Genomic DNA, 18,967 nt, shown 5'->3' with positions numbered 1-18,967 from the left:
TCCGAGGCCCCGGCCTCATCCGCCCCGGCGACGAACGCCTCGGGCACCGGCAAAGGAGCCTCGCCATGAGACGCGTCACCGCACTGCTCTCCTTCCTCCTCGCGCTCGTCATCGGGGGGTCGACCCTCACGGCGGCGTCTCCCGCGTCCGCCGCGATCGACGACGACGTCGCGACGGTCGTCCAGCGCCTCGAGGAGTACTACCTCGGCCAGGGCGACGACATCATCATCGCGAACGGGATATACCTCGCGAAGACCTCCGAGGCCCTCGACTACGTCGCCTCCCAGAGCCCCGACGGGTCGTGGTCGGACGTGAACTACGCCGACCGCACGAGCTCGGCGAACGGCAGCGTGTGGTCGGCCTACATCGCGCTGTATCGGATGCTCGCCATGACCCAGGCGTACAAGGATCCGACCGCCGTGGGATTCGGCGACGCGAGGCTCGTGGATGCCGTGCAGCGCGCGCTGCTGCACTGGGACCGCGTCAACCCGGGGAACGCGAACTGGTGGGAGACCGAGATCGGCGAGTCCATCGCGATGGGTCGCATCTCGATGTTCCTCGGCGGGGTGCTGAGCCCCGAGGCGTTCGACGTCGCACTGAAGCACAACACCGGCAAGCTCGACCCGGTCGGCGCCAACGGCTCGTGGCGCACCTCCAACTACCTCTTCGAGGCGCTCTCGACGAAGGATGCCGCGAAGATCGCCGAGGGCTTCGCGACGATCGTCGCGACCATCGCCGTCGACCATTCGGGCACCGTCAAGGAAGCGGTGCAGCCGGACGCGAGCTTCTGGGCGCACGGCGCCCAGCTCTACAGCGAGGGCTACGGGATGGTGCTCTTCACCTACGCGGCGCTGTGGGCCGATGTCGCGCGCGGCACCGGACTGGCGTTCTCGAGGGACCAGCTCGACCAGATCGCCTTCTACTTCATCAGCGGAACCCGCTGGATGATCCGGGGCGAGATCGGGATGCTGTATCTCAACTACCGTCCGCCCAAGACGATCCAGGACGTGACGACCCACGCGTCGGAGTTCATCGAGCCGCTGCAGCGCATGGCGCGGACCGATGCCCTGTACGCCACCGCGTACCAGGACGTGCTCGACGGCGTGCTCGGCACGACCGAGACCAACGGTGTCACGGGTCACAAGTACTTCTGGCGCTCGGAGTTCGACTCCCACATCCGCGACGGGTACGGCATCTTCACCCGTCTCAACTCCTCGCGCACCTTCGGCGCCGAGCTCCGCACGAGCTACCGCGACGAGCTCGGCAACCCCGTGTACTGGAACGCGATGGGGTCGACCGCGATCCAGGTGAACAATCGCGAGTACCTCGACCTGGCCGCCGCCTTCGACTGGTGGCACTACCCGGGCGTCACGGCCCCCGACGTCAAGCGCACCGAGCGCGGGTTCGAGAACCGCGGTCGCAACGGCGACGGCGGCGGGTTCACCGGCGGGACGTCGGACGGAGAGTTCGGAGCGAGCGTGCTGACGCTCGACACAGCGGGCACGAACGCACGGAAGAGCTACTTCACCTTCGACGAGGGCATGGTCGCCCTCGGCACCGGCATCGTCTCGACCAGCGACGCACCCGTGCACACCACGGTGAACCAGGCCTCGGCGAAGAGCAACGCCTCCCTCGACGGCGCCGCCGTCGCGCCGGGCACCGATCGTCAGGCCGCCACGGGCGCCCGCTGGGCGTACAACGACGAGGTCGGGTACGTCTTCGCGCCGGGTCAGGCCGTCACCGTCTCGAACCGGACGCAGTCCGGAAGCTGGGAGGGCGGCGAGACGATGAGCCGCGACGCCTTCTCGCTGTGGATCGATCACGGGGTGCGGCCCACGGCCGGCTCCTACGACTACACGGTGCTGCCCGCAGCGACCCCCGCGCAGGTGCAGGCGTACGCGGCGTCGCCGACGATCCGCACGCTCCGCAACGACGCCGAGATCCAGGCCGCTCGTCACGACGGCGCCGGCATCACCATGGCGACCTTCTACGCGGCGGGTGCGCTCGACCTCGGCGAGGGGCGTGAGCTCGCGGTCGACCAGCCCGCGATCGTCATCCTCGACGAGCGCGGGGAGACCCCCGTCGTGAGCGTGTCGAACCCCGACCGCCCCGCGCTGTCGGTCGACGTCGCCCTCCGTGGCGGCGGCCGCGACTGGCACGGCACCTATGCGCTGGGCTCCGGCGAGAACCAGGGCAAGACGGTCACCGCTCCGCTGTCGGCCGGGCAGGCTCCCGCCGTCTCGGCGTTCTCCGCCAGCAGCACGGCCGACGGTGTCCGTGTCGACGCGCTCGGCGACGGCGACCGCGACTCCGTCTGGCGCTCTGCGGGTACGGGCACGCAGTGGGTCGCGCAGAAGCTGCCGCGCGGATCATGGGTGACCAAGGTGGCGATCGACTGGACGGACGAGCCCGCCTCTGACGTGCTCGTGCAGACGAGTGCGGACGGCGTCGACTGGACCGACCACTCCCGGGTCGGGGTGAGCGGCGGGGGAGCCACCGAGATCCCGATCACGCCGACGGCCGCGGTCGCGGTGCGGGTGCTCCTCCTCGACGGTGCCGGCGACGCGTACGGCATCCGGGAACTGACGGTGACGTCGACCCGCAATCTGGCGATCGATGCGCCGACGAGGGCGTCCGGCTACGCCGGCTACAACCTCGTGTTCTCGATGACCGACGGCGACCGCGAGACCCGTTGGCGCGGCAACAACGCCAACAGCGCGTGGTCGCAGGTCGACCTCGGGACGGTGCGACCCGTCTCCACCGTGCGGCTGTGGTGGGAGGCGGCCTACGCGAAGACCTACCGGATCCAGCTGTCCGACGACGGCCGCACCTGGCGCGACGCGTACACGACCCCGACCGGCGGAAGCGACGGCGGGCTCGACGTGATCACCCTCGACGGGCAGAGCGCCCGCTTCGTGCGGATGCAGACCCTCACGAGGGCGCTGGACTACGGCCCCTCGATCTGGGAGTTCGAGGTCTTCGGCGACCGGCTCGTCGTCGACTCCCCGACGATCCCGAGCGGCAAGGGGAACCTCGCCCTCGGTCGGCCGACGACGGCCGACAGCGTGCACAACAACAACGCCACGATCACCGCGCCCAAGGCGACGGACGGCTCCGCCTCGACGAAGTGGTCGTCGGCGCGTGCGGTCGCCGAGCACTGGCTGCAGGTCGACCTCGGCGAGACGCGGTCGGTCTCGCGTGCGGTGGTGGCCTGGGAGTCGGGCACCTCGAACGACTACCGCATCGAGGGGTCCGTCGACGGTCAGACCTGGGTGCCGCTGGCGCGGGTGCAGGCCGCCCAGCCGACGCTCACCCATACGCTGGACTTCGCCCCGACCGAGGCGCGCTACGTGCGCCTCACTGGCGTGCCCGCAACCCAGTACGGCCTCAACATCTGGGAGTTCGAGCTCTACGGCGGCTTCACCTTCGAGTGCACGGCCCCCGTCTCGGCCCCGCGTCAGAGCACGGCCGTGCTGACCGCGTCGGTCTCGCCCTTGAACCCCGGAGACGTGTTCTCCGCCGTCTCGCTCGATGAGACGGTCGCGAGTGTGCGCGGTGAGGTGAGGGTCTCGCCCGCGGGCGTGATCGACGCCGACATCGTGACCCACGAGCCGGGTACCACCCGCGTGATGCTGCGTCACGACGACGGCACCGAGGTCGCGTGGTGCGGCGTCACGGTCTCGGCCGACCTCGCCGGACTGACCGCGCAGATCGACGCCGCGAACGCCCTTGCCAGCGCCGACTTCACCCCGAGCAGCTGGGCGCCCGTGCTGCCCGCGCTCGAGGCGGCGAAGGAGATGCGGTCGACCGCCGCGGCGCCCCAGGCGCAGGTGGATGCCGTCGCGGCGGCGCTCGAGCGCGCGCTCGCCGGTCTGGTGCGCCGCGACGCGGTCTCGTCGCCTCCGCGCGACGTGATGGCGACGGCATCCGGAACTCTCGTGCAGGTGCAGTGGGCGGCCCCGGAGAGCGAGGGCGGTTCGCCCGTCATCGCCTACGAGGTCGCGGTCGGCGATCGGACGGTGCAGAGTGAGGCCTCCCGCCTCACGGTGGCCCTGACCGACGTCGCGCCCGGCACCCACGCCGTCACGGTCCGAGCGCAGAACGCAGGAGGGTGGTCGGCCGCCTCGGCGCCCGTGTCGGTCGTGGTCGACCCCGCGGTCGTCACGCCCGTGCTGCGGGTCGACGGCTCCCCGAAGGTCGGTGGACGGATCGACGTCGCGGGGTCGGGCTTCGCGGCGGGCGAGGAGTACGTGATCCAGCTGCGCTCCACCCCCGTCGACCTCGGCACGGCCACCGCGGCAGCTGACGGCACCCTCGCCTTCCGAGGCAGGGTTCCCGCCGACGTCGCGGTCGGCGCGCACACTCTCGTGGCGATGCGGGCCGGCGTCGACGTCGCGTCCGTCGCGGTGACGGTGGTCGCGGCCGATGGCGCGGGCGATCCCGGCGCACCGGGCGCCCCCGGCGCGGGGACCGGCTCCGACGGCTCGGGCTCACTCCCCGGCACGGGCGGCGACCTCACCTGGCTGCCGTGGACGCTCGGGGCGGCCTTGCTGCTGCTGGCCGCGGGCGCGATCGCCCTGCGGGTGCGCCGCGGACGGATCAACTGATCCGCACCGGCCGGGCTGCCCCGACCAGGCGCCCGGCCGAGTGACGAACGAGAGAGGCCGCCTCCCCGATCAGGGGAGGCGGCCTCTCTCGTTCGAGACGGATCCGGCTCAGGCGCGGGTCAGCTCCGCGACGCCGATCGACGAGTCGGCCATGCCGTAGAACACGAAGGTGCGGCCGCCGATCTCCTCGATCGCTGTGGGGAAGACGACGTTGCCGAGGGTGCCCTGCAGCTCCTCCGCGGTCTCCGGCGCGAGGAGCGGCTCCTCCGTGCGGGCGATCACGCGACGCGGGTCTTCGGCATCCAGCAGGATCGCCCCGGCGGAGTAGCGCGACCCGTACGCGAGCTCGAAGCCCTTGGGCGTCGCACCGGATACGCCGTGGTGCACGAGCAGCCAGCCCTCCGGCACGCGCAGCGGCGAGGGGCCGGCGCCGATCTTCGCGCTCTCGTACGCCATCTCCGGCGCGGCGATCATCGACGACGAGTGCACGCGCGTGAGCGCCGAGATGTCAGCGCGGGCGGCCTCCAGGTCGACGTAGCCGATCCAGACGGACGGACGGTCGTCGTCGACGCCGGCCGGGGGCTGCGTGCCCTCGCCGGGGCGCAGCCAGTCGAGGTCCCACATCGGCCGGTGCAGGAGCGCGATGCTCGGGGCGCCGTCGGGTCCGGGGACGAGCTCGGGGAAGAACACGATGTCCTTGTTCGCGAACAGGTTAAGATCGGTGCCGAGCTCCGGCTGATAGGCGAACTGCAGCGGTCCGAGCCGGTGCCAGGTCACGGTGTCGGTCGAGTACGCGAGCGCGGGCTTCGGGCCGAGCGGGCCGTACGCGATGTAGGTCATCACGTGCACGCCGAGGGGCTCGAGGAAGGTGATGCGCGGGTCCTCGACCCCCGCATTCTGCCTCCCGTGCTCCCACTGCTCGTCCGGCGCGAGCACGACCCCGAGGCGCTCGACGCCGGTGGGGACGCCGTCCTCCAGCACCACGCGGGCGCGCGCGATGCGCGAGACGTTCCCCTCGGCGACGACGCGGGGGAACAGGTACAGCTCTCCGTCCGGTCCCCAGGCGGTGCCCGGGTTGAGGACGCCCTCGGCCTCGAGGGGATCGCCGGGATCCGCCGTCATGATCACGCCGAGGCGTGTGAGGGCGTAGGGGATGGCGGTCGGGAGTGCGGCGACGGGGGATGGGGTCATGGTGATGCCTTCTCGGTGATCGGGGATGAGTCGGGGATGTCGGATGCCGGAGCCTCAGCCCTTGATGGCCGAGCCGAGGTTCGCGGAGGTGAAGTGGCGCTGGAAGAGCAGGAAGAGCACCACGACCGGGACGGCGAGCACGCACGCCCCGGCGAGCACAGCGCCCATCGGGTTCTCGAGGAACGCGCCATTGGTCTGAGAGAAGTTCGCGAGGCTCACGGCGAGGGTCTGCTTCGTGGCATCCTTCGTGACCAGGAACGGCCAGAGGAACTCGTTCCAGGGGCCGATGAAGGTGACGAGCATGGCGGTGAGCACGGCCGGACGCACCAGAGGCACGGCGATCGAGAGCAGGATGCGCACTTCGCTCGCCCCGTCGATGCGGGCCGCGTCGAAGACGTCGCGCGGGATCTGCAGGAAGTACTGACGGAAGATCAGCACGGCGACCGAGTTGATCGCGAACGGCAGGATCATCCCGAGGAAGTTGTCGGCGAGGCCGAAGTAGCGCACGACCATGACGTACAGCGGGATCATCAGCAGCTGGAACGGGATGGCCTGAACGAGGAGCACGAGGGCGAAGACGAGTCCTCGCCCTCGGAACGAGAGCACCGCCAGCGCGTAGCCGACCAGGAGTCCGAATACGAGCGTGCAGGCGACGACACCCGCCGTGAAGATCAGCGAGTTGAGCAGGGAGCCGAGCAGGTTCACCGACTCGTTGATCTCGACGAAGTTGTTCAGCGTGAGGTTCTCCGGCAGCGGCAGCAGGCCGAAGAGGCTCGTGTCGCGGGTGCGCTGCAGGGCCCCCATGATCATGTAGTAGAAGGGCACGAGCGCCGCGACGGCGCCGATGAGGAGCAGGACGAACCGCAGTGCCGCCAGACCGCGGCCGCTCCGTGGGGGTGTCGACGTGGTCATCGGTTCCTGCCTTCCGTGATGCGGCGCGAGACGAGAGAGACGATCATCACCGCGACGACGAGGATCATGCCGATGGCGGCCGCGACATCCGGCTTGCCCTGCTGGATCCCCTGCTGGTACATCAGCAGCGCGGGAGTCATGGAGGCGCCGTTCGGGCCGCCGCCGGTGAGCAGGTACGGCTCGGTGAAGATCTGCCCCGTGGTGATGATCGACAGCAGCACGACGAGCGAGGTGACCGGGCGCACCGCCGGCAGTGTCACCGAGCGGAAGCGCTGCCACCGACCGGCGCCGTCGAGCTGTGCGGCCTCGTGGAGCTCCTTCGGCACGTTCTGGAGTGCCGCGAGGTAGAGCAGGATGTAGAAGCCGAGGTTCTTCCAGGTCACATACACCGCGATGAGCGGCATGATCAGCGCCGGATTCGCCAGCCAGGAGGGATCCGGCTTGAGCGATCCGAGCATCGAGTTCACGACGCCGTTGCCGTTGAAGAGGAAGATCCAGACCGACAGAGTCGCCACGGATGCCGTCACGTACGGCACGTAGTACGAGATGCGGAAGAAGCCCTTCCAGTGCACGACGGCATCGAGCGTGGACGAGAGCAGGAGTCCGAGGACCACGGTCAGCGGGACGTTGATGACGAGGAAGATCAGGAGGTTGCCGAACGCCTGATGAACGACGGGGTCGGCGAGGACGGCGGAGAAATTCGCGAATCCCACGAACGGATGCTCCACCTCGGCGCCGGGTGCCGTGAAGTAGAAGTCGTGGACGGACATCCAGATCCCGAACCCGAAGGGGATCAGGAACACGACGACGACGAACAGGACGTACGGGGTGCTCAGGAGCAGACCGAGGGGGTCGTCTCCGAGCCAGCGCCGGACTCCGTGCGAGGGGCGGGAGTCTCGTCCTGCTGTCGGCCGACGATCTCGCTCTGCCTTGCCCATGGTGCTCTTCCTCACTGCTGCGGCCGCTGCCTTCCTGATCCGCGACCGACGAGGTCGACGTTGACAACACTCTTAGTAAACCGGTTTTGCCGAAACGGGTCAACTGTCGACCGCGGCGCGACCACTCGCCCCTTGTCCGCGGGATCTCGCGTGATCGAGACGCAGCTAAATCTCACTAAACGGTGGGATACACTTCCGCTATGAATCCGAATCCTCCGCCCGGGCGGGACGACGTCGTCCCCGCCACGGTCGCGTCCCCTCACGTCGGGGGCGAGCGCAAAGTCACGATCGGCGACGTCGCGGCTCGCGCCGGCGTCTCCAAGAGCGCTGTCTCCTTCGTGTTCAACGGGCGCTCGGGGGTGGGCGCCGAGGCGCGGGAACGCATCCTCCAGGCCGCGCACGATCTCGAATGGCGTCCGGACGCCCGTGCCCGGGCTCTGTCGCGCAGTCGCGCGCAGGCGCTGGGGTTGGTGATCCGCCGCGATCCGTCGCTGATCGGCACCGATCCGTTCTTCCCCCAGTTCGTCGCCGGTGTCGAGAGCTACATGTCCACCGTGGGATACGCGCTGGTCCTCCAGGTCGTCGACGGCGACGACGCCGAGCAGGAGGCCTATGCGCGCCTGGCCGGTGAGGCACGCGTCGACGGGGTCTTCCTCACCGATCTCCGCGTCGACGACGACCGTCCGGCGCAGCTCGGCGCGCTCGGGCTCCCGTACGTCCTCCTCGGCACCGATCACCGTGACGACAGCGCGGGGATCGGCCTCGACGACGCCGCGGGCATTCGGCGAGCGGTTCGGCATCTGCACGCGCTTGGTCATCAGCGGATCGCCCACGTCTCCGGCGCCGACCGCTACGTGCACTCCCGCGTCCGTCGTGCGGCCTGGGAGGGCGAGATGGCGGCGCTCGGACTCGATCCGGGAGCGCTGGTCGAAGCCGACTTCACCGGGGCAGCCGGCGCGAGGGCCACCCACGAGCTCCTCGACCAGCCCGAGCCGCCGACGGCGATCATCTTCTCCAACGACATCATGGCCATCGCCGGGATGTCGGCGGCGGCCGACCGCGGCGTCCGCGTCCCGCAGGATCTGTCGGTCATCGGGTTCGACGACATCCCGCTCGCGCCCTATGTCTTCCCGGCACTCACCACCGTGCGCCAGGACGTGTTCGAGTGGGCGAAGGCCTGTGCCCACGCCCTCGTCGCCCTCGTGGAGGGCGGCGAGCACCCGCCCGTCACCCTTCCGTCGGTCGACTTCATCGTCCGCGCGAGCACCGCGCCCGCCCGGAATCCTGCGGAACCGCGGCAGGGGGCGTCGGCGTGACGGTCTCGGACATCCGCCTGGTGGCGTTCGACCTGGACGACACCCTCGCGCCATCGAAGAGCGCGATCGATCCCACGATCGGGGAGCTGCTGATCGCGCTCGCCGCACGGGTCGAGGTCGCGATCATCTCGGGTGGCAGGCTGGAGCAGTTCACCGCGCAGGTGATCGACAGGCTGCCCGCCGCCGATCCATCGGTGCTGGCGCGCTTCCACCTCCTCCCCGCGTGCGGCACCCAGTACTACCGACTCCGTGACGGGGCGATCGAGACCGTCTTCGCACGGAGCCTGAGCGCCGACCAGCGGGACAGGACGATCGCGGCGTTCGAGAGCGAAGCGCGCCGGCTCGGCCTGTGGGAGCTCGAGACCTGGGGCGACATCGTGGAGGACCGCGGATCGCAGATCACGTTCTCCGCCCTGGGCCAGGAGGCTCCCATCGAGGCCAAGTCCGCCTGGGATCCGTCCGGGGCCAAGAGGGCGTCCCTGCGCGCCGCCGTCGCGGAGCGTGTGCCCGACCTGGATGTGCGCTCCGGCGGATCCACATCGATCGACGTCACCGAGCAGGACGTCGACAAGGCCTTCGGCATGCGAGAGCTCTCGCGCAGCACCGGCATCCCACTCGACCAGATGCTCTTCATCGGTGACAGGCTCGATCCGGAGGGCAACGACTACCCCGTGCGCGCGCTCGGCGTGCCGTGCCATGCGGTGACCGGCTGGCAGGACACGGCCGCGTACCTCGCCGAGCTCCTCGCGAGCGGGGGCGTTCCCGCCGTTCGCGAGGCCTGAACCCGCACGGCCTCGAACCACCCCCTTCTGCGCGACCCACCCTCCAGCGAACGGTTCGTGGAGGGGTGGCTCGGCGACGAAGGGGTGGCTCGGCGGCACGGTGACGGGATGCCCTCAGACGAACCGGACGGTCTGCTGCAACCGCGTGCGCACGTCGAACAGCTCGTTGCCGCCGATCGCGCGGGCGCCGGGAACGCCCTGCCGCAGCACCATCGCGAGAGCGCTGCGCCGCACGACCACCACCGGCACGCCGCGACTCGTGCCGAGCGGCGTCACCGCCTGAGCGAGATCGTCGTCGGGGAGCACGATGATCGCTCCGCCGAACTTCACCCGCGCGGCCTTGGCGACGGCGCGCATGCGGGCGAGGGCGGCGGTGACCGGCGCCCTCGTGCCGAGGCTCGGTCCGGTGATCTCGCCGCGGCGGAAGCCGACGACGCCGCCGAAGTCCTCCGACATGACTCCGTAGAGCCCGGACGGGCTCAGCACCACGTGGTCGAGCTTGGCGTCGGGGTCGGGGCCCGTCGCGACGTCGTGCCACACGGTGAACCCCATACCGAGCGTGCTCACGGTGCGCGCGGTGGCCTCTTCGGCGAGGGCGTCGGCGAGCAGCCGCCGCAGGTCGCGGGGCGCGGAGCGCACGAGCGCCGGGTCGTACGGGTCAGGCACCTCGACGCCGAATCCCGCCCACTCGCGGATCAGCGTGAGATACCGCTCGCGGCGCCATCCGCCGGGATGCCCATACGATCGCGCCTTCGGGCGGGTGTCGGTGCGCGCTGCGGTGCGCGGACGCCATCCCGACTCCTCCGAATCCGTGGGGATGCCGGGGTGCACCCCGCTGCGGCGGTCGTAGGCCGCGCGCAGCTCGGGTGTGCCGACGAGCTCCCACGCGCGCTGCACCTGGATGAAGACCGCGGCGTCGCCGCCCGTGTCGGGGTGCGTCTGCCGCAGCCGCAGGCGATAGGCCCGGCGCAGCTCGTCGTGCTCGACGTCCGGATCCACACCGAGGATCTCGTAGGCCGAGGCCGAGAGCGGACTGTCGAACATCGCTCTCCTTCCGCGACCGCGGCGTCCAGAATATCCGTCCGGTGCTGTGCGTCGGCCGCGTCCCTACTCCGCGGCGTCGCTCCGCAGGTGCGCGATGTGCGCGGCGTGCCGCTCGAGGTGGTTCTGCGACTTCCGCACGAAGAGCCACGCGACGATCAGCAGCGCGAACCAGATCGGGGTCACGAGCAGCGCGGTCAACGTGTCGGGCTGCGTGGTGAGGGCCCAGAGGATGAACACGAAGAACGCGAGCACCACGAACACCATGAACACACCGCCCGGCATCCGGAAGGTCGACGTCGCCGCCTTCTCCGGACGGGTGCGGCGGTAGGAGAGGTAGCTGAACAGGAAGATCGTCCACACGAACATGAAGCACACGGCCGAGACCGTCGTGACCATGTCGAATGCGGTGCCGATGTCCTTGCCCGCGTACAGCAGCACGACGCCCGACAGCAGCAGGATGCAGGAGAGGAAGAGCGCGTTCTGCGGCACGCGCCGCTTCGACAGGCGGCCGAAAAGGCGAGGGGCGTCGCCGTCCTTGGCGAGGCCGAACACCATGCGCGAGGTCGAGTAGATGCCCGAGTTCGCGCTCGACATCGCCGAGGTGAGCACGACGAGGTTCACCACGGTCGCGGCGATGCCGAGTCCGGCGAGCGCGAACATCGCGATGAACGGGCTCTCTCCGGCGACGTACTCTGTCCAGGGCGTGACGGCCATGAGGATCACGAGCGCGCCCACGTAGAACAGCAGGATGCGTATCGGGATGGCGTTGATCGCCTTCGGCAGGTTGCGCTCCGGGTCCTTCGTCTCGGCCGCAGCCGTGCCGACGAGTTCGACGCCCACGAAGGCGAACACCGCGATCTGGAAGCCGGCGACGAAGCCCATGAAGCCGTGCGGGAACATGCCGCCGTGGTTCCACAGGTTCGCGAAGCTCGCGGTGCCCGCCTCGTGCTGGAACCCGGTGACGATCATCACGAGACCCGTGACGATGAGCGCCACGATCGCGATGATCTTGATCAGCGCGAACCAGAACTCCATCTCGCCGAACGCCGCCACGGTCGGCAGGTTCAGCGCGAGCAGGATGACGACGACGAGCAGTCCCGGGATCCAGAGCGGGATGCCGGGGAACAGCGCGTCCGTGTACCCGGCGATCGCGATGACGTCGGCGACCCCGGTGACCACCCAGCAGAACCAGTAGGTCCATCCGGTGAAGAAGCCGGCCCAGGGTCCGAGCAGGTCGCTCGCGAAGTCGCTGAACGACTTGTACTTGAGGTTCGACAGCAGCAGCTCGCCCATGGCCCGCATGACGAAGAACAGCATGAACCCGATGATCATGTAGACGAAGATCACCGACGGGCCCGCGACCGAGATCGTCTTGCCGCTGCCCATGAAGAGGCCGGTGCCGATGGCTCCGCCGATCGCGAGCAGCTGGATGTGGCGGTTGCTCAGCGCTCGCCGCAGATGCTGCTCGTCGTCGCCGACGCCGGTGTCGGATGCTGTGCGCTTCGTGGTGCTCATCCCATAGACCGTAGTTGCCGATCGGGGATGGTGTTGTCCCGAATCGATTCGATAAAATGGTGGCTCCCCCGATCCGTCCCCACAGTCCTGCGAGCCGCTTCCCCATGGCCACCTCCCTCACCACGGGTCGCCCGTGGCGTGTCATCCTCTCGTTCTCGATCCCGCTGCTCATCGGCAACGTGGTGCAGCAGATGTACCAGTTCGCCGATGCCGTCGTCGTCGGTCGCCACCTCGGCGTGCAGTCGCTCGCCGCCGTCGGCGCGACCGGAAGCCTGCTGTTCCTGCTCATCGGCTTCGCCTGGGGCCTGACCAGCGGGTTCGCGATCCCGATCGCGCAGGCATTCGGCGCCGGCGACGCCCCCGGTGTGCGTCGTTCCGTCGCGACGGGCGTCATCCTCACCGGCGTCACGAGCGTGGTGCTGACGATCGTCGCGCCCCTCATCTCCCGTCCGCTGCTCGAGCTGCTGCAGACGCCGGCCGAACTGCTGCCCGAGGCGACGACCTTCACGCAGATCAGCTTCCTCGGCGCGAGCGCGACGATGTTCTTCAACTACCTCTCGGCGATCATCCGCGCGATCGGCGACTCCCGCACGCCGCTCGTGTTCCTCACGGTGTCGTGCGCGCTGAACGTCGGTCTCGTGGTGCTCATGGTCGGCCCCCTCGACTGGGGTGTGGGCGGTGCGGCGCTCGCGACCGTCATGGCGCAGGCCGTCTCCGTCGCACTGTGCCTGGAGTTCGTGCGCCGCCGCCTGCCGATGCTGCACCTGCGCGCGGCCGACTGGCGGGTCACGCGCGACGACGTCCGCGAGCACCTGCGGCTGGGGCTGCCGATGGGCTTCCAGGCGTCGATCATCGCGATCGGCACCCTGACCGTGCAGGTCGCGCTCAACACGCTCGGCTCCGACGCGGTCGCGGCGTACACGACGGCATCCCGCGTCGACGGTCTCGCGGTCGCGTTCCTCTCGTCGCTGGGTCTCGCCGCCTCGATGTACGCGGCGCAGAACCTCGGCGGACGTCGGCCCGACCGCATCCGCCGTGGTGTGATCGAGGGGACGTGGATGGCGATCGGCGCGGGTCTGCTGCTCGGCGTCGTGATCATCGCCCTCGGCGCCCCGCTCGTGCGCCTGTTCGTCGGGCACGGCGTGGATGCCGACGAGGTGGTCGATCTCGCGCACGTGATGCTCATCATCAACGGATGCGGGTACTGGGCGCTCGGCATCCTGTTCGTGCTCCGCGGGGCGCTGCAAGGTCTCGGCCACACGCTCGTCCCGACGGTGACCGGTGTGATCGAGCTCGTGATGCGCGTGGGAGCCGCCGTGGTGCTGGGCGCGCTGATCGGCTTCGAGGGTGTCGCGCTCAGCAATCCGCTCGCGTGGCTGGGCGCGATCCTGCTGCTCGTGCCCGCCTACGTCCGGGCGCACCGCGAACTCGCTCACCTCGAGGTCGACCCGGTCGAGGCCACCGAGACGTCGACCATGGCGATCGTCGGCCCGACCGATGGATCCATGGTCGTGGATGCCGTCGTCACCCAGCCGATCCGCACCGTGCGGGGGTCGCGCTTCGGGTGGCTGACCCGACGTTGAACGGCTCGTCAAGATTACGCAACATCATCCTGCAGATGGATGCCGGAGCGGCGCCTCCTTCGTACTGTTGATGGTGCGGAGGGTCCGCTGACGGGGGGTCGTCATGACGTCATCGAGGGTTGCGAGCGATCTGGCATCGGTTCTGGTGCCGATCGGTGTAGTGGGGGCCGTGTTGGCCGGGTTGTGCGCGCTGGTCGCGGCGATCGCCATCGTGCGCGGAGCGGCCGGTCTGGCCGGCGGCGCGGTCGGGGTCTGGGTTCCCGCCGCGGTGCTGAGCCTGGCCGCGTCGTTCGCGAATCAGTGGACGCCGGCCGTCGTCTCGGGGGCGCTGCTGGTCGGCCTGCTCGTGATCGGCGCTGTCGTGCGCGGCATCGTCAATGCGGGGGAGCCCGCGCGGTCGACGGCGCGCGCCGCCCGCCTCGCCGCGTCGACAGGACAGGCGCAGGCGGCGCAAGCGGTCACGACGGCGGCGGCAGCCACGTCGTCGCCGCCCGCGACGGGAACCATCCCGGCGCTCGCCCGCTGACCCGCCCGCTCACGCGTCGCCGCGCGGTCCGGGCGTAACGAAGGAGATCACGGGCATCGCAGGCCGGATGCCGCGGCGAGTCCTTCATCACGTGCGATCCCGTGCGATCAGAGCTTCGGCAGCGGAACCGTCCCGGTCACGAGTCGCTCCGTCGGCATCCGGTCCCGGTTGTAGGTGATCTCGCGGTACCCGTGCGGTGTCGGACGCCCGTTCTCGTCGAGGCTCACGAACACGATCTTCTCGATCGTGAGGATGCGCTTCCGGGTGATCATGTTGCGCGCCACCGCACGCATCGTGAGCGAGGTGATGCCGAAGTGCGTCGCCTGCAGTCCGAGTTCGACGAGGTCTCCCTGTACGGCCGAGGCCTCGAACGTGATCTCCGAGATGTGCTTCGTGACCGCGCGGTAGTTGCCGAGCTGCACGATCGCGTAGATCGCCGCCTCCTCGTCGATCCACTTCAACAGGCTGCCGCCGAACAGCGAACCGTTGGCGTTCAGGTCCTCCGGGCGCACCCATTTGCGGGTGCGGAAGTTGATGCCGTCCTCCGACCATTGCCACTCGGGTGTCTGCTGCGTCGTCATGCGGTCGAGGCTACGTCCGTCATGAGTCGGCGATGTTACGCGCGTGCGAAGGATCGCGACGCCGGTACGCCCTACTCGGCCACCTCCTGCTCGAAGGGGAAGAGCGACCAGGGTGCGCAGGAGTCTGCCGACACGTCGATGACGGGGGAGCCGGCGGTGTCCGGCTCGAGCTCGCGACGGAGGCAGTCCAGCAGGTCCGCGCCGGAGAACACCACGTCGGTCTGCCAGACCGAGAAGACGGGAGCGCCGGGGCCGGCCGGGGCGGCGGGCATGTACCGGTGCGCGAACAGGGGAACGAGCGTCGGCCACTGCCCGACCCGCTCCGTCACCAAAGCGCTGCGCGCTTCAGCGTTCGGCGGCCTGACACCCCAGCCGGCGGGCCAGAACGCGTTGTTCTCGACGTCGAAAAGCACCCCCTCGCGGGGCCAGTCGAGGCGGGACCGGATGCTGTCCTCGCTGTCTCTCGTCCAATGCAGCCACCGTTCGCCCGCCGGCTGGACCCGCGCGAGCAGGTGCCGATGGTCGGGGCTGAACACGAATCCGTAGCGGGCTTCGATCTCGGCGAGTTCGGCGGGCTGCAGCCCGGGATCGAGGGGCACTCCGTGAGCCTCGAGCAGGGCGATGCAGGCGTCGATGTCGACGCCCTCGCCGGCGCCGTCGTGAAGGGGCATGGTGTTCTCCGGATTCGTGGTGGACGAGCCCACCGTATTCCAGACACGCTCGGGCAGCGCGCACGGAACGACGGACACGCGTGTCGAAGGAGATCACGCGTTCGTCTGGGGCAGCTGCGAGCGAACCTCCTTCGCAGCGAGAGATCTCCTCCGTCACGAGCGACGCGCGGCACGGCTCGCCGCACGCGAACGCCGACTCTGCTCACGGCGGATCCGCCCCCGGCGGATTCCCGCGCGGACGGAGAGGGGACGACGGATGCTGGGGGCATGAGCGAAGACAACCCCATCCCGCGGTTCGGACCGGAGGCCCGCCGTGCGCTGTTCCACGAGCGGGTGCTCGTGCTCGACGGCGCCCTCGACGACGACAACGGCACGCTGCTCATGACGCAGCTGCTGACCCTGTCGGCCGAGGACCCGACCACCGACATCGCCCTGTGGATCCACTCCCCGGGTGGCTCGGTGCCGTCCATGCTCGCGATCCGCGACCTCATGACGCTGATCCCGAACGACGTGTCTACCCTGGCCCTCGGGCTGGCCTGCAGCGCCGGCCAGTTCCTCCTCTCCGCCGGGGCGAAAGGCAAGCGCCGGGCGCTGCCGCACGCCCGCATCCTCATGCATCAGGGGTCCGCGGGCATCGGCGGATCCGCGGTCGAGATCGAGACCCAGGCCGGCGACCTGCGCCACATGCGCGACACGGTGCTGGGCCTCATCGCCGATGACACGGGGCAGCCGCCCGAGCGCATCTTCGAGGACTCGCTGCACGACCGCTGGTACACCGCACAGCAGGCGCAGGACTACGGCTTCATCGACGGCATCCTCGATTCGGTCGCCGAGATCATGCCGCGCCGGCGTGCGCGGGTCGGACTGGGGGTCGACTCATGAGCAGCTACACGATCCCGAACGTCATCGCGCAGCATCCGCGGGGCGAGCGCGTGATGGACGTGTACTCGCACCTGCTCGCGGAGCGCGTGATCTACCTGGGCACCGGCATCGACGCGGGCGTCGCCAACGCGCTCATCGCGCAGCTGCTGCACCTCGACGCCGACAGCCCGGAGTCGGCCGTGCAGTTCTACGTCAACAGCGAGGGCGGCGATCCGGGGGCGGCTCTGGCGATCTACGACACCATGCGTCACATCCGTCCGGCGATCGCGACGACGTGCGTCGGCCAGGCGATCGGCCCGGCGGCGCTGCTGGTCGCGGCGGGCGCAGCGGGGCAGCGCTCCGCACTGACGCACGCGCGCATCGTGCTGCACCAGCCGGCCGGACAGTCGCGCGGCGCGATCCCCGATCTGATCCTCGCGGCCGACGAGGTGGTGCGGGTGCGCTCCGACATGGAGTCCATCCTCGCCAGGCACTCCGGGCGCACGGTCGACGAGCTCCGTGCCGACACCGACCGCGATCGGGTGTTCACCGCATCCGCAGCGCTCGACTACGGCCTCATCGACACCGTGCTGGGGGAGCGGACGGTGTGAGCAGGCTCAGGCTGCGAGGGAGAACGCGCCCCGGGCGGCGGACACGGCAGCGGATGCCGGAGCCGCCGCCGTCCGCAACTCGTCTGCCACCGCGCTCGTGAGCTCGATGAGCGAGGTGTCGAGTGCGCCGGCGATCGCGGCGATCATCTCGCTCGACGGCTCCTTGAGTCCGCGCTCGACTTCGGAGAGATACTGGGGCGAGACGCCGGCGCGGTCTGCGGTCTCCGTGAGCGTCTCCTCGCGGTCGTGCCGGCGGCGCCGCAGCTGATTGCCGAGCAGGTGGCGCCACAGCGGCTCGGGGTCGGCGGGGCGGGGTGCGTGGGGGAACGGGACGATGTCGGCCATGACTCACGGTACGTCTCGCGCTCGTCGGGCACCGAGCGGGTCTGCTCAGATCAGAACCGGAGCAGAACCGAAGCCGCAGCGATCATCGGAAGGCGATGTTCACGCACCCCTGACTCTGCCGTGAACGGCGGCCTGTTACGTTCCTACCTGCCGGAACGACGGCCCACGAGGCCGGAGCCGGTTGCCACTGATTGGGAAAAAGGGTGGGCGGGGAGCGGGGCGTGGGGTACGTCTCGCTCTCCGCGCCCTCCCGTGGCGGCTCTGACCGCGCACCTCGGGAGGTGTCCACGCACCTCGGGAGGTGTCCACGCGGTCTCACCGAGAGACGTGTGCCGCCCTGGTCTGCGGGGGAGAGGCGAGCGCCTCCGTGACCCCCGGCAGCAGCTTCGCCGCGATCCGACCGAGCTGCTCGCGCTCCTCCTCGGTGAGCGGATCGAGCACGAGCTCCCTGATCTGCGCGACGTGCACGGGGGCCGCTCCGCGCAGCAGTTCGCGCCCCTCGGGGGTGAGGGCTGCGGTGAGCGTCCGCTTGTCCCGGCCGCAGGTCGTTCGGGTGACCCAACCGCGCTCCTCCAGCACGTCGAGGGCGTGACTCAGCCGCGACCTGCTGAGGCCCGCGATGCCGGCGAGGTCCGTCATCGTGATGGCCGCGGCATCCTCCCTCGCGAGCGAGACGAGGATCGCATAGTACGCGTGCTTGAGTCCCGTCTCGGCCTTGAGGGTGCGATCGAGGACCTGGGGAAGCAGCTGCACGAAGCGGATCGTCGGCAGCCACGTCGCCATCTCGGCGTCGTCCAGCTGCCGCTCGCTCATCACGCCGCCGACAGGTCGATGGTGTGCGAGGTGTGGTCGCGCTTGGCCTCGAGGTAGCGGTGATTCGCCGTCGTCTCGTGCACACCCGTGCGCACCTGCTCGACCACCTCGATGCCGAGCCCTGCGAGCTGCGCGGCCTTGTCGGGGTTGTTGCTCAGAAGGCGGATGCGGTCGGCTCCGACCGCCTGCAGCATCTGCGCGGCGACGGTGTAGTCGCGCTCGTCCTCGCCGCGACCGAGCGCGACATTCGCCTCGTAGGTGTCGAGACCGGAGTCCTGCAGCGCATAGGCGTCGAGCTTCGCGTAGAGGCCGATGCCGCGTCCCTCCTGGCGCAGGTAGAGGAGGAAGCCGCCCTCGTCGGCGATCCGCTCCACGGCCTCGCGCAGCTGCGGTCCGCAGTCGCATCGCTCGGAGCCGAACACGTCGCCGGTGAGGCACTCGCTGTGCGGGCGTACCAGCGGCGCATCTCCGCCGTCCGCCGAACGCCCGAGAGCGCCTCGCCAGTCGCCCAGACCGAGCAGCAGGTGCTCGCGGCCATCGGCCAGGCCGTCGAAGGTGACCACGTCCGCCGTCGTGGAGTATCCGTCGCCGAAGCGCATCGGCACACGCACGCGCGTCCGCTCGGTCGCGAGCGGGACGACGGTTGAAGTTTCAATCATGTGGGGTGAAAC

General features: G+C 69.9%; 17 protein-coding genes. 7 read left to right on the top strand and 10 right to left on the bottom strand.

Annotation, left to right across the window (positions count from 1 at the left end; translation table 11 throughout):
• The first annotated feature begins 65 nt into the window (after positions 1-65).
• Positions 66-4,607, top strand: a complete 4,542-nt coding sequence (locus RAC69_RS05530) for a discoidin domain-containing protein (protein WP_375085727.1) — start codon at positions 66-68, stop codon at positions 4,605-4,607.
• Positions 4,608-4,715: 108 nt separating this feature from the next.
• Here the strand turns inward: RAC69_RS05530 and RAC69_RS05525 are convergent, their stop codons facing one another.
• The 3 genes from RAC69_RS05525 to RAC69_RS05515 are packed head-to-tail and all read right to left on the bottom strand — an operon-like array spanning position 4,716 to position 7,648.
• On the bottom strand, positions 4,716-5,798 hold the full coding sequence (locus RAC69_RS05525; RefSeq protein WP_375085725.1) for a glycosidase: 1,083 nt from the start codon (positions 5,796-5,798) through the stop codon (positions 4,716-4,718).
• A gap of 54 nt (positions 5,799-5,852) precedes the next feature.
• On the bottom strand, positions 5,853-6,710 hold the full coding sequence (locus RAC69_RS05520; RefSeq protein ID WP_375085723.1) for a carbohydrate ABC transporter permease: 858 nt from the start codon (positions 6,708-6,710) through the stop codon (positions 5,853-5,855).
• A complete protein-coding gene (locus RAC69_RS05515) occupies positions 6,707-7,648 on the bottom strand; it encodes a carbohydrate ABC transporter permease (protein ID WP_375085721.1) in 942 nt (313 codons plus the stop codon). Before RAC69_RS05515 ends, RAC69_RS05520 begins: the two co-directional genes overlap by 4 nt.
• Positions 7,649-7,848: 200 nt before the next feature.
• Between RAC69_RS05515 and RAC69_RS05510 the strand changes: the two genes are divergently transcribed.
• Positions 7,849-8,964 (top strand): LacI family DNA-binding transcriptional regulator, encoded by a 1,116-nt coding sequence (locus tag RAC69_RS05510; protein ID WP_375085719.1) that lies wholly within the window; start codon positions 7,849-7,851, stop codon positions 8,962-8,964.
• Positions 8,961-9,746: an HAD-IIB family hydrolase gene (locus RAC69_RS05505; protein ID WP_375085717.1), complete on the top strand. Its 786-nt coding sequence runs from the start codon at positions 8,961-8,963 to the stop codon at positions 9,744-9,746. The genes RAC69_RS05510 and RAC69_RS05505 overlap by 4 nt, the downstream gene beginning before the upstream one ends.
• Before the next feature lie 114 nt (positions 9,747-9,860).
• On the opposite strand, the gene RAC69_RS05500 is transcribed toward RAC69_RS05505, so the two are convergent.
• Positions 9,861-10,790, bottom strand: coding sequence for a J domain-containing protein (locus RAC69_RS05500; protein WP_375085715.1), 930 nt, complete (start codon positions 10,788-10,790; stop codon positions 9,861-9,863).
• A gap of 63 nt (positions 10,791-10,853) precedes the next feature.
• A complete protein-coding gene (cycA, locus tag RAC69_RS05495; RefSeq protein ID WP_375085713.1) occupies positions 10,854-12,305 on the bottom strand; it encodes a D-serine/D-alanine/glycine transporter in 1,452 nt (483 codons plus the stop codon).
• 104 nt (positions 12,306-12,409) lie between these two features.
• Here cycA and RAC69_RS05490 point away from each other — a divergent pair, with 104 nt between their 5' ends.
• Entirely contained in the window at positions 12,410-13,888 is a 1,479-nt protein-coding gene (locus RAC69_RS05490; RefSeq protein ID WP_375085711.1) for an MATE family efflux transporter, read from the top strand.
• Between the two features lie 145 nt (positions 13,889-14,033).
• Positions 14,034-14,414, top strand: coding sequence for a hypothetical protein (locus tag RAC69_RS05485; protein ID WP_375085709.1), 381 nt, complete (start codon positions 14,034-14,036; stop codon positions 14,412-14,414).
• 107 nt (positions 14,415-14,521) lie between these two features.
• On the opposite strand, the gene RAC69_RS05480 is transcribed toward RAC69_RS05485, so the two are convergent.
• Both RAC69_RS05480 and RAC69_RS05475 read right to left on the bottom strand, forming a co-directional pair.
• The gene (locus RAC69_RS05480) at positions 14,522-14,995 is read right to left on the bottom strand and encodes an acyl-CoA thioesterase (RefSeq protein WP_375085707.1); all 474 of its coding nucleotides are present in this window, start codon (positions 14,993-14,995) and stop codon (positions 14,522-14,524) included.
• Between the two features lie 71 nt (positions 14,996-15,066).
• Positions 15,067-15,666 carry a hypothetical protein gene (locus tag RAC69_RS05475; protein WP_375085706.1) on the bottom strand — a complete coding sequence of 200 codons (600 nt, stop codon included), beginning with the start codon at positions 15,664-15,666 and terminating at the stop codon, positions 15,067-15,069.
• A 267-nt stretch (positions 15,667-15,933) separates the two neighbouring features.
• On the opposite strand from RAC69_RS05475, the gene RAC69_RS05470 reads away from it, so the two are divergent.
• Both RAC69_RS05470 and RAC69_RS05465 read left to right on the top strand, forming a co-directional pair.
• A complete protein-coding gene (locus RAC69_RS05470; protein ID WP_375085704.1) occupies positions 15,934-16,548 on the top strand; it encodes a ClpP family protease in 615 nt (204 codons plus the stop codon).
• On the top strand, positions 16,545-17,138 hold the full coding sequence (locus RAC69_RS05465) for a ClpP family protease (RefSeq protein ID WP_375085702.1): 594 nt from the start codon (positions 16,545-16,547) through the stop codon (positions 17,136-17,138). The genes RAC69_RS05470 and RAC69_RS05465 overlap by 4 nt, the downstream gene beginning before the upstream one ends.
• Positions 17,139-17,144: 6 nt before the next feature.
• Here RAC69_RS05465 and RAC69_RS05460 read toward each other — a convergent pair whose 3' ends face one another.
• From RAC69_RS05460 to ribA, 3 genes are all read right to left on the bottom strand, one after another.
• On the bottom strand, positions 17,145-17,483 hold the full coding sequence (locus RAC69_RS05460; RefSeq protein WP_375085700.1) for a helix-turn-helix domain-containing protein: 339 nt from the start codon (positions 17,481-17,483) through the stop codon (positions 17,145-17,147).
• Between the two features lie 315 nt (positions 17,484-17,798).
• Entirely contained in the window at positions 17,799-18,296 is a 498-nt protein-coding gene (locus RAC69_RS05455; protein WP_375085698.1) for a MarR family winged helix-turn-helix transcriptional regulator, read from the bottom strand.
• Entirely contained in the window at positions 18,296-18,955 is a 660-nt protein-coding gene (gene ribA, locus RAC69_RS05450) for a GTP cyclohydrolase II (RefSeq protein ID WP_375085696.1), read from the bottom strand. Before ribA ends, RAC69_RS05455 begins: the two co-directional genes overlap by 1 nt.
• Between the last annotated feature and the right edge of the window lie 12 nt (positions 18,956-18,967).

The organism is Microbacterium sp. LS_15 (genome assembly GCF_041954735.1).
GTDB lineage: Bacteria > Actinomycetota > Actinomycetes > Actinomycetales > Microbacteriaceae > Microbacterium.
The sequence above is the reverse complement of the archived record's forward strand: the minus strand, read 5'-3'. Positions and strand labels throughout refer to the sequence as shown.

Bases quoted from the DNA above. Each gene is read 5' to 3' on its own strand.
- RAC69_RS05490 (WP_375085711.1), top strand. From the start codon at position 12,410: ATGGCCACCTCCCTCACCACGGGTCGCCCGTGGCGTGTCATCCTCTCG.
- ribA (WP_375085696.1), bottom strand. From the start codon at position 18,955: ATGATTGAAACTTCAACCGTCGTCCCGCTCGCGACCGAGCGGACGCGC.
- RAC69_RS05510 (WP_375085719.1), top strand. From the start codon at position 7,849: ATGAATCCGAATCCTCCGCCCGGGCGGGACGACGTCGTCCCCGCCACG.
- RAC69_RS05470 (WP_375085704.1), top strand. From the start codon at position 15,934: ATGAGCGAAGACAACCCCATCCCGCGGTTCGGACCGGAGGCCCGCCGT.
- RAC69_RS05500 (WP_375085715.1), bottom strand. From the start codon at position 10,790: ATGTTCGACAGTCCGCTCTCGGCCTCGGCCTACGAGATCCTCGGTGTG.
- RAC69_RS05515 (WP_375085721.1), bottom strand. From the start codon at position 7,648: ATGGGCAAGGCAGAGCGAGATCGTCGGCCGACAGCAGGACGAGACTCC.
- RAC69_RS05530 (WP_375085727.1), top strand. From the start codon at position 66: ATGAGACGCGTCACCGCACTGCTCTCCTTCCTCCTCGCGCTCGTCATC.
- cycA (WP_375085713.1), bottom strand. From the start codon at position 12,305: ATGAGCACCACGAAGCGCACAGCATCCGACACCGGCGTCGGCGACGAC.
- RAC69_RS05465 (WP_375085702.1), top strand. From the start codon at position 16,545: ATGAGCAGCTACACGATCCCGAACGTCATCGCGCAGCATCCGCGGGGC.
- RAC69_RS05480 (WP_375085707.1), bottom strand. From the start codon at position 14,995: ATGACGACGCAGCAGACACCCGAGTGGCAATGGTCGGAGGACGGCATC.
- RAC69_RS05455 (WP_375085698.1), bottom strand. From the start codon at position 18,296: ATGAGCGAGCGGCAGCTGGACGACGCCGAGATGGCGACGTGGCTGCCG.
- RAC69_RS05520 (WP_375085723.1), bottom strand. From the start codon at position 6,710: ATGACCACGTCGACACCCCCACGGAGCGGCCGCGGTCTGGCGGCACTG.
- RAC69_RS05475 (WP_375085706.1), bottom strand. From the start codon at position 15,666: ATGCCCCTTCACGACGGCGCCGGCGAGGGCGTCGACATCGACGCCTGC.
- RAC69_RS05525 (WP_375085725.1), bottom strand. From the start codon at position 5,798: ATGACCCCATCCCCCGTCGCCGCACTCCCGACCGCCATCCCCTACGCC.
- RAC69_RS05460 (WP_375085700.1), bottom strand. From the start codon at position 17,483: ATGGCCGACATCGTCCCGTTCCCCCACGCACCCCGCCCCGCCGACCCC.